Source organism: Novosphingobium sp. 11B, from assembly GCF_054589055.1.
Genome location: NZ_BAAILP010000209.1, coordinates 977 through 14,053, shown reverse-complemented (window position 1 = coordinate 14,053; position 13,077 = coordinate 977). Strand labels below are relative to the sequence as shown.

8 protein-coding genes are annotated in these 13,077 nt (G+C 64.2%); 4 read left to right on the top strand and 4 right to left on the bottom strand.

Translation table 11 applies throughout. From position 1 onward, the window contains the following. Position 1: 1 nt before the first annotated feature. Entirely contained in the window at positions 2 to 1,015 is a 1,014-nt protein-coding gene (locus tag ACYPYD_RS19160; RefSeq protein ID WP_008830340.1) for a type II secretion system F family protein, read from the top strand. 123 nt (positions 1,016 to 1,138) lie between these two features. Continuing rightward, positions 1,139 to 1,825, top strand: coding sequence for a pentapeptide repeat-containing protein (locus ACYPYD_RS19155; RefSeq protein WP_459664880.1), 687 nt, complete (start codon positions 1,139 to 1,141; stop codon positions 1,823 to 1,825). A gap of 10 nt (positions 1,826 to 1,835) precedes the next feature. Here the strand turns inward: ACYPYD_RS19155 and ACYPYD_RS19150 are convergent, their stop codons facing one another. The 3 genes from ACYPYD_RS19150 to ACYPYD_RS19140 are packed head-to-tail and all read right to left on the bottom strand — an operon-like array spanning position 1,836 to position 3,541. After that, positions 1,836 to 2,099: a hypothetical protein gene (locus ACYPYD_RS19150; protein WP_459664877.1), complete on the bottom strand. Its 264-nt coding sequence runs from the start codon at positions 2,097 to 2,099 to the stop codon at positions 1,836 to 1,838. Then, the gene (locus tag ACYPYD_RS19145) at positions 2,099 to 2,749 is read right to left on the bottom strand and encodes a TetR family transcriptional regulator (protein WP_008830337.1); all 651 of its coding nucleotides are present in this window, start codon (positions 2,747 to 2,749) and stop codon (positions 2,099 to 2,101) included. The genes ACYPYD_RS19150 and ACYPYD_RS19145 overlap by 1 nt, the downstream gene beginning before the upstream one ends. A gap of 6 nt (positions 2,750 to 2,755) precedes the next feature. After that, the gene (locus ACYPYD_RS19140) at positions 2,756 to 3,541 is read right to left on the bottom strand and encodes an SDR family oxidoreductase (protein WP_036523705.1); all 786 of its coding nucleotides are present in this window, start codon (positions 3,539 to 3,541) and stop codon (positions 2,756 to 2,758) included. Between the two features lie 468 nt (positions 3,542 to 4,009). On the opposite strand from ACYPYD_RS19140, the gene ACYPYD_RS19135 reads away from it, so the two are divergent. Both ACYPYD_RS19135 and ACYPYD_RS19130 read left to right on the top strand, forming a co-directional pair. Beyond that, entirely contained in the window at positions 4,010 to 7,018 is a 3,009-nt protein-coding gene (locus ACYPYD_RS19135; protein WP_008830335.1) for a TonB-dependent receptor plug domain-containing protein, read from the top strand. A gap of 265 nt (positions 7,019 to 7,283) precedes the next feature. Then, the gene (locus tag ACYPYD_RS19130; RefSeq protein ID WP_008830334.1) at positions 7,284 to 10,286 is read left to right on the top strand and encodes a TonB-dependent receptor domain-containing protein; all 3,003 of its coding nucleotides are present in this window, start codon (positions 7,284 to 7,286) and stop codon (positions 10,284 to 10,286) included. 63 nt (positions 10,287 to 10,349) lie between these two features. On the opposite strand, the gene clpB is transcribed toward ACYPYD_RS19130, so the two are convergent. Beyond that, positions 10,350 to 12,929 carry an ATP-dependent chaperone ClpB gene (gene clpB, locus ACYPYD_RS19125; protein ID WP_459664875.1) on the bottom strand — a complete coding sequence of 860 codons (2,580 nt, stop codon included), beginning with the start codon at positions 12,927 to 12,929 and terminating at the stop codon, positions 10,350 to 10,352. Positions 12,930 to 13,077: the final 148 nt, after the last annotated feature.

Here is a 13,077-nt window from a genome sequence, read left to right as displayed (position 1 = left end):
CATGCTCGAACAACCCGCCGGTCCCACCCTCCTCGGCTTCGACGTCACTTACGTCGGGACACTGCTCACCATCGTCGCGGCCGCCGCGGTGCTCTTCGCGATCTACACCGCGATCACCATCCGCGACCCCATGCAAAAGCGCGTCAAGGCGCTGAACGCCCGGCGCGAGCATCTCAAGGCGGGCATCATCACCACCGCCCGCAAGCGCCAGAGCCTGATCCGCCGCAACGACACCACCGACAAGATGGGTGCGTTCCTCGGCAAGGCGCGGATGCTGCAGGACAGCCAGATCAAGACCATCCAGCAGAAGCTGGCGCAGGCCGGCATCCGCAACAAGGAATGGGCCGTCGCGGTCGTCCTCGCCCGCCTCGTCGCGCCGATCGTGCTGGGCGGTTTCGCCGCGCTGGTGATTTACGGGATCGATTATTTTCCGCAGTGGTCGGACTTCAAGAAGTTCATGGCCTTCGCCGCGATGGTGTTAGCCGGATACAAAGGCCCGGACATCTACATCCAGAACCTCGTGTCCAAGCGCACCGACGCGATCCGCAAGGGCCTGCCCGACGCGCTCGACCTGCTCGTCATCTGCGCCGAAGCGGGCCTGACCGTGGACGCCGCCTTCGAGCGCGTCTCACGCGAACTGGGCCGCGCCTACCCGGAACTGGGCGACGAGTTCTCGATGACCTCGATCGAACTCTCGTTCCTCACCGAACGCCGCGCCGCGTTCGAGAACCTCGCCTACCGCGTCAACCTCGACGCGGTGAAGGGCGTGGTGACGACGATGGTGCAGACCGAACGCTACGGCACCCCGCTGGCCTCTGCGCTACGCGTGCTCTCGGCCGAATTCCGCAACGAACGTATGATGCGCGCCGAGGAAAAGGCCGCGCGCCTGCCCGCGATCATGACCGTGCCGTTGATCCTGTTCATCCTGCCCACGCTGTTCGTGGTCATCCTCGGCCCGGCGGCATGCTCGATCGGCGATGCGTTCTCGGGCACCGGGCCGGGCAAGGCGGGGTAAAGGCCAGAAGAATAAGGGTGGACGCGAGGGTCAGCACCCTCGCGCTCCCGGTACTGTCGGCGCAGCGCGCGAAGTTCTCCCGCACCTCTGGTCTCTGCCGGTCGTTGCGGTTACTTGCCAGCCATGGATGACCTTTTCGCCGCGCAGACAGTTCGCGATCGCAAGCTGGAACGGCGCGATGTCGAAGCGCTTATCGGCAGTCCCTGGCACATCACGAACTGCGATCTGGATGAGGCGGACCTGTCGGGCCTCGACTTGTCCGCCTGGACCTTCGAACAGTGCAGCCTGCGCCATGCGAAACTGTCCGGCGCGAAACTGGAGCAGACCCGCTGGCGCTCGTGCCGGGGCGCCTTCGCAGACTTCATCGGCTGCGACCTCAGCGACGCAGCATTCACCGCCTGCGACTTCAATAATTCTGCGCTGCGGCGCGCCATGCTGCAGGGAACCCGCTTTTCCCGCAGCAAGCTGACGGGCGCCGACATGTCCGATCTCAAGGCGCTGGAAGTCCATTTCGACGAAACCCTGCTCGTCGGTGCGAAGCTGCCCGGCCTGTCGTTCCGCAAGACGACCCTGCAGCGCATCGACTTCTCACAGGCCGACCTGCGCAAGGTGGATTTCCGGATGACCACTTTCGAAGGCTGCAGCCTGCGCGATGCGCAAGTGGACGGCGCGCGCTTCGAGGGTGCAGACTTGCGCGGCGCCGATCTGGGCGGCGTGACCCTCGGCGATGCGCGGCGCTTCCGCGGCGCGACGATCTCACGCGATCAGGCTGCCCTGCTGCTGGGCGAAGTGGGACTGAAGGTGCGCTGACGGCGGCGTTTCAGCCGTCCGTCTCCACCAGTTCCGCGATCTCGAAGGCGAACCCCTTCCACCCGCGCATCTTCGCTGCTTCGCCCAGCGGAAGGCGCTTCTTCTTCGCCTCCGCCAGCGAGCGGGCGTGCCCCCAGAACACCTCGGTCCTGCCGTTCTGCAACTCGGCCACCACGCGCCAGTAATGCGTGAAAGGATCGGTCGTCGGCCCGATGGTCTTGACGTAGCCGTCCGCCATCGTCGCGGTGAGATAACGCTTCTTCTTGCGGGCCATCAGTGCGCGAGGATGCCTGCCATGATGATGTCGATCGTATGCTCGCGGTAACGGTCCCGCAGTTCCTCGGTCAGGCTGTCCTGGTCGAAACAGTGCTTGAGCACCAGCCGCGCCGAGAAGAAGCGGTCCACCGCCCCCGTCACCGTGAAGTAGAACAACTGCGGGTCGATCTCGCGGAACACCCCTGCCCGCACGCCGTCGCCGATCAACTGCTCGTAAGCGCGGTAGATCGGCGAGAGGTAGCAATTGGCGATGCGCCGCGCCTCGGTATCGTCGCTCTCGCGCACCATGCGCATGGTCAGGCGATTGAGATACGGCACTTCGTAGAAGGTATCGACCACCTTCCACAAGTGCCGCCGCAGCTTGGCCTCCGGCTCCCACCCGTCCTTGGCGACGAGCGCGTCGACGCTGACGACGATCGCCTCCCAGTCACGGTCGAGCAGCGCCTTGAGCAGCCCCGCCTTGTTGCCGAAGTAGTACTTCACCAGCGCCGAGTTCAACCCGGAGCGGAGGCTCAGTTCGGAAAGCGAGATGTCGATCACGTCGCCGTCGCGCATGATCGCACTCGCCGTGTCGAGCAGCATCGCACGCGCGCCCGGAGGCGCGACTTCCACGGCGCCGGCGGTCAGGGAGACGGGACGTTCCTTCATCGGCGCTTACTTCGGCCCCATGCGGATCGCACCGTCGAGACGGATCGATTCGCCGTTGAGATAGTCGTGCTCCAGCATGAACAACGCCAGCTTCGCGTACTCTTCCGCCTTGCCGAGGCGCTTGGGGAACGGCACCATCGCCGCCAGCGCATCCTGCACGCCCTGCGGCATTCCCGCCATCATCGGCGTCTCGAAAATGCCCGGCAGGATCGTGTTGACGCGAATGCCCTCGCTCATGAGATCGCGCGCGACCGGCAGCGTCATCGCCAGTACCCCGCCCTTCGACGCGGCATAGGCGGCCTGCCCGATCTGGCCGTCCTGCGCCGCGACGCTCGCGGTGTTGACGATGGCCCCACGCGAACCGGCCGCGTCGAGCGGCTCCAGCGTCGCCATGCCCGCCGCCGACTTGCTGATGCAGCGGAAGGTGCCCACGAGGTTGATCGCGATCGCCTTCTCAAACAGCGCCATGTCGTGCGACCTGGGCTCGCCCGTCTCGCGATTCTTGCCGACGGTCTTGGCGGCCGGCGCGATGCCTGCGCAATTGACCAGCACCCGCTCCTGCCCATGCGCCGCGCGTGCTTTCGCGAATCCGGCGATCACGCTGTCCTCGTCGGTCACGTTGACCGCGCAGAACACGCCGCCGATCTCGGCTGCAAGCGCTTCGCCAGCTTCGGCATTGAGGTCGAAGATCGCGACCTTCACGCCCTGCGCCGCGAGCGCCCGCGCCGTCGCCGCGCCAAGTCCGGAAGCCGCGCCGGTGACCACTGCGGCCATGGAGTTGTCGAGTTTCATGCCGATTTCCTTTTCCTGTCGCGCCCTATGCCGATCCGGCGAAGCAGACCATCGATTTTGTCCGAGGCGATTTAATCAATCGGTTAAATGCCTCGAGAGGGCCGGTCAATCCATTGCGCAAGATCGATTTGCAGCAACGCAACAGGATTTCACCGGGGCGATGGCGTGCGCAAGAAACTCTGTGGACAATGCCTATATGCAACAGGTCTATTGTTCCAACTAATCGGCTGGAATCCTTGCGCGGTTGCAGAACGGCCACGGTTCGTCGCGCATGGCTGTTGCGTCATTGCCACAATCGCCAACCCATTTCTCCCAACTTGGCAAATTCCGTTGAAAGGCGATCCCTCCGGCGCAACAACATTTCACATGGCATCACGATGCGTGCGCGCATCCGAAAGCCGGCAACGGGTCATCAGGCGAACTTGGTCACGCATTCGCCTGCTGAACGAAGCAACAAGGGACACAAAAGTGAAAACCACAATCCAGAAGGCCGCGCTGCGCGGCGCGACAAGCCTCACGGCTTTCGCACTGCTGTGCGGAACTGCGCACGCGCAGGACGCAGCTCCGCAGAAGTCGGAAGAGGCGGCCTCCGACGATTCGAACGTCATCATCGTCACCGGCTCGCTGCTGCGCCGCACCGATGCCGAGACGGCTTCGCCGGTCACCGTCATCTCCGCCGACAACTTCGAACAGCGCGGCATCAACACCGCAGCCGAAGCACTTCAGCGCCTCTCCGCCAACGGCTCGGGCACGATCTCGGAAGGCTGGAACAACGGCAACAACTTCGCAGCCGGCGCGAACGCGATCTCGCTGCGCGGCCTGACCGTTCAGAACACGCTGACGATCGTCGATGGCATGCGCATGGCCATGTACCCGGTCGCGGATGACGGACACCGCAACTTCGTCGATCTCAACTCGATCCCCGACGCGGTTATCGACCGTATCGAAGTCGTGAAGGACGGCGCTTCGTCGACTTACGGCGCTGACGCAGTCGCCGGCGTGGTGAACGTCATCACCAAGAAGCAGGTCCAGGGCATTCACGCCAACGTTTCGAACGGCATCTCCGACCACGGCGACGGCAGCGAACAGCGTCTTGACCTCACCGTGGGCCACGGCGATCTCGAAACCGACGGCTTCAACTTCTACGTCAGCGGCATGTACCGCAAGAACGAAGAGATCTGGGCTCGCAACCGCGGCGACAAGTTCAACACCGGCTATCTCGGCAACATCTGCAACGACAACGGCGGCTGCATGAAGACGCCGACCCGCTGGTACGCCTTCGGCGTTAACGGCGATGGCTCGCTGGGCGGCTCGACGATCCCGCTTGCTCCGCTCGTCGCGGCCAGCAATGCTGCCGGTGGCAATACCACCCCTTATCAGCTGCTCAATCCGGACTGCGCCGCGTTCAACTCGACGCCCACGAGCCTGCCTGCCAGCGCAAGCAGCAGCGGCCGTTACGGCAATGTCTGCTCGGCGGACTTGAAGAACCTCTACGCCACGCTCCGCCCGGAAACGAAGCGCTACGGCTTTGCCGGCCGCGCGACCGTGAAGGTCGGCGAGAAGGCAGAGGCGTTCGTCTCGGTCGACTGGACCAAGACCAGCACCTATTCGCAGCTTTCTCCGGCCGCGTTCCCCAACGCCACTCCGCCGCCCAGTTCGGCCACCTGGGCCAGCGTCGTCCTGCCGGTCTACGTTTGCTCGGCAGGCACCGCCACTTTCGTCAACAACCTGAACGTCAGCTCGGGCTGTAATGCCGCCAACGGCACGCTGAACCCGAACAACCCGTTCGCCGCCAGCGGCCAGACCGCGATCATCCGCGGCCGCTACGACAAGCCGCAGACGGTCGAAACCGGTGCACGCTCGATGCGCGTCCAGGCGGGCATCAACGGCACCTTCGGCAGCGATGACGAATGGGCCTACACCGTCGGCGCTACGGCGTCGGAAGTGCAGCTCACGCGCACCAGCCGCAACTACCTGATCCCGCAGCGCCTGGCCGACATGGTCGCGACCGGCGAGTACAACTTCGCGGCGCCCTGGCTGAACAGCCAGGAAGTCCGCGACTATGTGGCTCCGGTGAACAGGAAGGTCTCGACCTCCAAGCTGTGGCAGGTCGAAGGCACCATCCAGCGCGCACTGTTCGAATTGCCCGGCGGTTCGCTGCAGGTCGCAGTCGGTGCATCGTACCGCAAGGAATCGCTCGACGACCAGTCGGCGAACCCGCAGAACGATGCCGCTCCCTATGACCGTTACTTCACGATCAACGCGGTCGGCGCTGCCGGCAGCCGCAACGTGAAGTCGGCCTTCTACGACATCAGCGCGCCGATCATCGATCAGGTGGAATTGTCTGCTTCGGGTCGCTACGACAAGTATTCGTCAGGCCAGAGCAACTTCTCGCCGAAGTTCGGCATCAAGATCAAACCGATCGAACAGGTCCTGCTGCGCGGCACCTGGTCGAAGGGCTTCCGTATTCCTTCGTTCAACGAAGCATACGGCCTGCCGACGACCGGTTACGCCAACTTCAAGATCGACTGCACCACTTATGCAGCCTACTGCGCCTCGCACGACAACAACAACTACGTAAGCGCTGCCTACAACATCGGTCGTACCGGTACGGGTAACCCCGACCTGAAGCCCGAGAAGTCGACCAGCTACACGTTCGGTGCCGTGTTCGAACCGATGCGCAATGTCAGCTTCACCGTGGATTACTTCCGCACGAAGATTAAGGGCATCATCGGCGGCGTTTCGGCGGAAGACCAGGATGCGGCTCTCGACGCTTACTTGCGTACCGGCGCGACCAATGCCGTCACCGGCGTGACTATTCGTCCGCTCAATCCCGATCCGGATAACCTGACGGCGATCGCGAACCCGGGCTTCATCGAGTACTCGTACAACAACTCGGACTCGCAGGTCGTAGAGGGCATCGATTTCGGCGCCAACATCAGCTACGATTTCGGCCCGGTTACCTGGACCAGCAACCTCGACGCTTCGTACCTCATCAAGTACGAACTGACCCGTGCTACGGGCACCAAGGAGCGTTACGACGGCTCGCTGAGCCCCTGTGACTACACCTCGTGCTCGGGTTCGCCGAAGTGGCGCGGTTCCTGGCAGAACACCTTCACCATGGGCAAGGTGTCGCTGACCGGTACCGCATACTACACGCATGGCTACGACCTCGCGTCGGTCGATTACAGCGGCGTGAAGGGTGATTGCGCAGCCAGCGTCGGTGCTTCGGTCGTCGAATACGACGATGGCACTCCGGTGAAGTGCAAGGTCGGTGCGCAGTGGAACTTCGACATCGCAGCCAATGTTCAGGTCAGCGACAACTTCTCGATCTATGCGAACATCCTCAATGCGTTCGCGATCAAGCCGAAGTTCGACCCGTCGGCGGCTTACTCGATCTTCAACTACAACCCGGCATGGGGCCAGGCCAACATGGTCGGCCGCTACTTCCGCCTCGGCGCGAAGGTTGACTTCTAAACCGCAAGGTCTGGACAAAAAATGGGGCGGTCTCTTCGGAGGCCGCCTTTTTTTTGGCGTGTCTGTCTGAAATCCGTGTCCTGCTGAATGACGACAAACTGTTGCAACCTGTTGCAATGTTACAACAAATGACTCTTTTGTTGCAGCTTTCCTGCAAATCGCTGTTGCAGTTGCGAATTGGCACGGCAGACTATCGGCATCTGCCCGGATTTCCGGCCGGGCACGCGGACGTCACATCCGCACCGAAGCAACAAGGGGACACACCATGAAAACCGCAAGAAGCACTCTGCTTCTTGGCGTCGCCGCGATTCCGGCGATCGCTGTATTGGCCGCCGCGCCAGCGCGCGCTCAAGAAGCCAGCGCACAGGGTGCCACCGCACAGAGCGGCACCGACACCGCCGACGAAAGTGGTGATGCCATCACCGTTACCGGCACTCGCATCACCATACCGAACGGGTTCGACAACCCCAACCCGGTCGTGTCAGTCACCGCCGCCACGATCGAGCAGTCGGGCCGGACCAACATCACCGAATTTCTGTCGCAGAGCCCGGCCCTACTCGGTTCGCGCCGTGCGATCGATTCCGCCGGCTCGAACCTGCCCAATGGCCAGCTCACCGGCGTCAACCTGCTGAACCTGCGCAACCTGGGCACTGCGCGCACGCTCGTGCTGGTTGACGGCCGGCGCCACGTGGCGGGCTATCCCGGCACCGCATCGGTCGATACCAACACCATCCCGACCGATCTGATCGAGAGCGTCGACGTGCTCACCGGCGGCGTCTCGGCGATCTACGGTGCGGACGGCGTTTCGGGCGTGGTCAACTTCATTATGAAGAAGGACTTCGAAGGCCTGCGCATCCGTGGCCAGAACACGATCTCGCAGCGCGGCGACGCGGGTGAGAAGTTCCTCGCGGCAACTGCTGGCACCAATTTCGACGACGGCAAGGGCAACATCACCCTCGCCTACGAATTCAACAAGACCGACCGCTTCTCGCAGCGCAAGCGTCTGAACTACGGCAAGACCGGCCCGACTTGGAGCTTCGTACGCAACCCGGCCGACGGCGCCCCCGGCTCGACACGCGACGATCCGAACGTGCCCGACCGCGTGCTGATGAACAACCTGCGCTGGGCGGACAGCTCGATGGGCGGCGCGATCGACATCGATTTCGACGGCGTTCCCGACTATACCGGTGAAGGCAACCCGTACGATCTGGGCACTTACGTCCCCGGCACCGCGTTTACCGTGGGCGGCGACAGCACCCCGCGCGATTCGTACTACGGCGACTACACGCCGTTCCTGCGCCGTCACATCGTCAACGTGATGGGCCACTACGAAGTCAGCCCGGCGCTCAACTTCTATGCGGAAGCGAAGTACGTGCGTTCCAAGGCGTACACCTTTGCGCAGCCGACTTACGACTTCTACACCGAGCTGTTCGCGGACAACTACTATCTGAACGAGCGCTTTGGTGCGAACGCTCCGGACGGCGCCCTCGTCAGCCGCGACAACTTCGACTTCGGCATCCGCCGCTCGGAACTGAACCGCGAGTTGTGGCGCACCGTCGTCGGTGCCAACGGCGAACTGTCATCGCACCTGAAGTACGACGCCTCGTTCGTCTTCGGCCAGTCGACGCAGCGGGCGACCGCCTCGGGCGACCGTATCCTCGATCGCTACTCGGCGGCGCTGGACGCGGTGTCCGACGGCAACGGCGGCGTGACCTGCCGCATCAACCTGCCCGGCCAGACCGAGATAATGGGCAACAGCTTCGGCTCGCCCTTCTACAGCGGCGCGCCGCTGACGTTCCAGCCCGGCCAGTGCGTACCGCTCAACGTCCTGGGCAACGGCTCGCCTTCGCCTGAGGCGCTGGCCTTCATTCTCGCGACCCACACCGACTATGCCCGCCTACGCCAGTACGTCGGCTCGGCCAGCATTTCGGGTGACACCGGTGGGTTCTTCGAACTGCCGGGCGGCCCGATCGGCTTCGCCGTCGGTCTCGAGTACCGCAAGGAGAGCAGCCTTCAGATCCCGTCGTACTACACGCAGAACGGCTTCCTGGCCGACAGCGCGCAGGCGACGATCGACGGCGGTTCGTACGACGTGAAGGAAGCCTACGGAGAAATCCGTCTGCCGATCCTGCTCGATGCCCCGCTGGCCCATGAGTTGAGCCTGGGTGGCGCATTGCGCGTTTCGGACTACTCGACGGTCGGCACGAACACCGCCTGGAACGTCAACGGCACGTATGCGCCGATCGCAGACGTTTCGTTCCGCGGCACCTATTCGGTTTCGGTGCGTGCACCGAACATCACCGAGCTGTTTGCCGGCACCAGCGGCGGTTACGAGTTCATCACCGACCCGTGCGGCCCGGAACGCATCGCCGAAGGCAAGGCACCCCGCCAGGCCAACTGCACCGCGGCGCTGACCGCTGCCGGCCTTACCCCGCAGCAGATCATCGACTTCAACCCGGCCGACGACCAGACCTCACCGCAGAACAGCAGCCTGCTGGGCACCCAGGGCGGCAACCCGAACCTCTCCGAGGAAAAGGCCAAGACCTGGACCGCCGGCGTGGTGCTGCGTCCGAGCTTCCTGAAAGGCTTCACTCTCAGCGCAGACTGGTACAACATCCGTATCAGCAAGGCGATCAACTACTCGACCGCGCAGGACATCGTGGACCTCTGCTACGACCAGCCGACGCTGCAGAACCAGTATTGTTCGCTCATCACCCGCAGCGGCACTACCGGCTACATCAACGGCTTCAGCGTAGTCCCGCAGAACGTCGCATCGTACAAGACGGCAGGTCTCGACCTGAACCTGCAGTATCGCCTCGAAGCCTCGCCGGCCGTCGGCAGCTTCCTGTTCAGCCTCGTTGGCAACTATCTCAACAAGCTGGAATTCGTTCCCTCGCTCGGCGCCGTGGCGCAGAACGAACTGGACAGCTCGGCGTACCCGGCACCCAAGTTCAGCGCGACCTTCGACCTTACCTGGATCAAGGGCCCGTTCTCGCTGAACTACGGCATCAACTGGTGGGACAAGACTCGCCGGGTCACCCGCGAGCAGCAAGCGGCCAACCCCGACTACCTGCCCAGCCAGTACATCTGGTACAAGGAGAAGTGGGAGCACGAACTGTACGCATCGTACAACGTCGATGACCGCTTCACGATCTACGGCGGTGTCAACAACCTGTTCGACACCAAGCCCGACGTGGGTGCAGTCGCCTATCCGATCAGCGCGGTCGGCCGCTCGTTCTTCATGGGCGTGAAGGCGAACGTGTTCTGATCTTCACAAGATCGAGCCACATGAGATTCGGGCCGGGAAGCGTTGCTTCCCGGCCCGTTTTCGTCACTCCACGCCCATCACCAGCGCCCCGTCGCCGTCCTCGATCCGGACGTGCGAGCCATCCGGCACCTCGCCAGCCAGCAGCTTCTCCGCCAGCGGGTCCTGCAGGTAGCGCTGCACCGCGCGTTTCAACGGCCGCGCGCCGTAGACCGGGTCGTAGCCGACACGCCCCAGCCACCGCTTCGCCGCGTCCGACAGGTCGAGCACGATCTTGCGGTCCTTGAGCAGCTTCTGCACGCGGGCCACCTGGATATCGACGATCGGCGCCATGTGCTCCTGCCCGAGGCGGTGGAACAGCACGATCTCGTCGAGGCGGTTGAGGAACTCGGGCCGGAAATGCCCGCGCACCACTTCCATCACCTGCGGCTCCACGGTGGAGACGTCCACGCCCTCATCTAGCCCGGCAAGGTACTGGCTGCCGAGGTTCGACGTCAGGATGATGAGCGTGTTGGTGAAGTCCACCACGCGGCCCTGTCCATCGGTCAGGCGCCCGTCGTCGAGCACCTGCAGCAGCACGTTGAAGACGTCGGAATGCGCCTTCTCGACCTCGTCGAACAGCACGACCTGATAAGGCCGCCGCCGCACCGCCTCGGTCAGCACGCCGCCTTCCTCGTAGCCGACATAGCCCGGAGGCGCGCCGATCAGCCGGGCGACCGCATGCTTTTCCATGAATTCCGACATGTCGATGCGCACCATCGCGGTGTCGTCGTCGAACAGGAAGCCCGCCAGCGCCTTGGTCAGCTCGGTCTTGCCGACGCCCGTGGGGCCGAGGAACAGGAACGAGCCGAGCGGCCGGTTCGGGTCCTGCAGGCCCGCGCGCGCGCGCCGCACCGCCTTGGAGACGGCGGCGACGGCATCGGTCTGGCCGATCACGCGGCCGCCGATGATCTGCTCCATCTTGAGGAGCTTCTCGCGCTCGCCTTCCAGCATGCGATCGACCGGAACCCCGGTCCAGCGGCTGACGACGCCGGCGATGTCGTCCTCGGTCACTTCCTCGCGCAGCAAGGCGTTCCCGGCGGTGGCCTGCGCCTCCGCCAACTTCGCCTCCAGCGCGGGGATGGTGCTGTAGGACAGCTCGCCCGCTTTGGCGTAGTCGCCGCCGCGCTGCGCCTGCTCGAGTTCGATGCGCGCGGCGTCGAGCTGTTCCTTGAGCTTGCCTTCCGCCGCGATCTTGTCGCGCTCGTTCTGCCAGCGGGTGGTCAGTTCGCTCGACTGCTGTTCGAGGTTGCTGAGTTCCACGCGCAGCGCGGCAAGCCGGTCCTTCGACGCGGAATCGCTCTCCTTGCCGAGCGCCATTTCCTCGATCTTGAGCTGGACGATGCGGCGGTCGAGCTTCTCGATCTCCTCGGGCTTGCTTTCCACTTCCATGCGGATGCGGCTGGCGGCCTCGTCCATCAGGTCGATCGCCTTGTCGGGCAGGAAGCGGTTGGTGATGTAGCGGTTGGACAGCGTCGCCGCCGCCACGATCGCGCCGTCGGTGATCCGCACGCCGTGGTGCAGCTCGTACTTTTCCTTGAGCCCGCGCAGGATCGAGATCGTGTCCTCGACCGTCGGCTCGCCCACGAACACGGGCTGGAAGCGGCGCTGCAGCGCGGCGTCCTTCTCGACGTACTTCTGGTATTCATCCAGCGTGGTCGCGCCGATGCAGTGCAGTTCGCCGCGTGCCAGCGCGGGCTTGAGCAGGTTGCCCGCGTCCATCGAGCCTTCGGAGGCGCCCGCGCCGATCAGCGTGTGCATCTCGTCGATGAACAGGATGATCTGGCCGTCAGCGCCCTTCACCTCGTCGAGCACGGCCTTCAGGCGCTCCTCGAACTCGCCGCGGTACTTGGCGCCCGCGATCAGCGAGCCCATGTCGAGCGACATCAGGCTGCGGTCCTTGAGGCTGTCGGGCACGTCGCCATTGGCGATGCGCAGCGCGAGCCCTTCGGCGATGGCGGTCTTGCCGACGCCTGGGTCACCGATCAGCACGGGGTTGTTCTTGGTGCGCCGCGCGAGGATCTGGATGGTGCGGCGAATCTCCTCGTCGCGGCCGATGACCGGGTCGAGCTTGCCGTCCTTCGCCGCCTGCGTGAGATCGCGGGCGTACTTCTTCATCGCGTCGTAGGCGTTCTCCGCGCCCGCGCTGTCGGCGGTGCGGCCGCCGCGCAGTTCGGTGATCGCGGCTTCGAGCGCCTGCGCCGTGACATTGCCCGCCTTGAGCGCCTGGCCCGCCGCCGTGGTCGTCGCCAGCACCAGGCCCAGCAGCAGCCGCTCGACGGTGACGAAGCTGTCGCCCGCCTTGGTCGCAGCCTGCTCGGCCGCGTCGAGGACACGCACGGCGTCGTTGTCCAGACCCGGCGAACCGGCCGCGCCGCTGCCCGAAACGGCGGGGATTTTCGCCAGCGCCTTGTCGAGTTCCTGCGTCGCGAACACCGGGTTGCCACCGGCGCGCTTGATGAGCCCGGCGGCCATGCCTTCGGGATCGTCGAGCAGGGCCTTGAGGATATGCTCGGGCGCGATGCGCTGGTGGTTCAGGCGGATCGCGACGGTCTGCGCCGCCTGCAGGAAACCCTTGGCGCGGTCAGTGAACTTTTCGAGATTCATTGTGGAATGTGCCTCCTGATCCCGCTCATATGGTGTTGCTTATATGCAACACAAGGGCTGGGCGCCCGAATTTTTCCTTAGTCGGTGAAATGCCCGAAGTCGTTGATCGGGCGCAACAGGAGCAGGCCGGAGCCGGCTGCCGAGGCAA

Excerpts from the sequence above, each read along its gene's own strand:
- ACYPYD_RS19160 (WP_008830340.1), top strand. The coding sequence starts at position 2 with ATGCTCGAACAACCCGCCGGTCCCACCCTCCTCGGCTTCGACGTCACT.
- ACYPYD_RS19155 (WP_459664880.1), top strand. The coding sequence starts at position 1,139 with ATGGATGACCTTTTCGCCGCGCAGACAGTTCGCGATCGCAAGCTGGAA.
- ACYPYD_RS19150 (WP_459664877.1), bottom strand. The coding sequence starts at position 2,099 with ATGGCCCGCAAGAAGAAGCGTTATCTCACCGCGACGATGGCGGACGGC.
- ACYPYD_RS19145 (WP_008830337.1), bottom strand. The coding sequence starts at position 2,749 with ATGAAGGAACGTCCCGTCTCCCTGACCGCCGGCGCCGTGGAAGTCGCG.
- ACYPYD_RS19140 (WP_036523705.1), bottom strand. The coding sequence starts at position 3,541 with ATGAAACTCGACAACTCCATGGCCGCAGTGGTCACCGGCGCGGCTTCC.
- ACYPYD_RS19130 (WP_008830334.1), top strand. The coding sequence starts at position 7,284 with ATGAAAACCGCAAGAAGCACTCTGCTTCTTGGCGTCGCCGCGATTCCG.
- clpB (WP_459664875.1), bottom strand. The coding sequence starts at position 12,929 with ATGAATCTCGAAAAGTTCACTGACCGCGCCAAGGGTTTCCTGCAGGCG.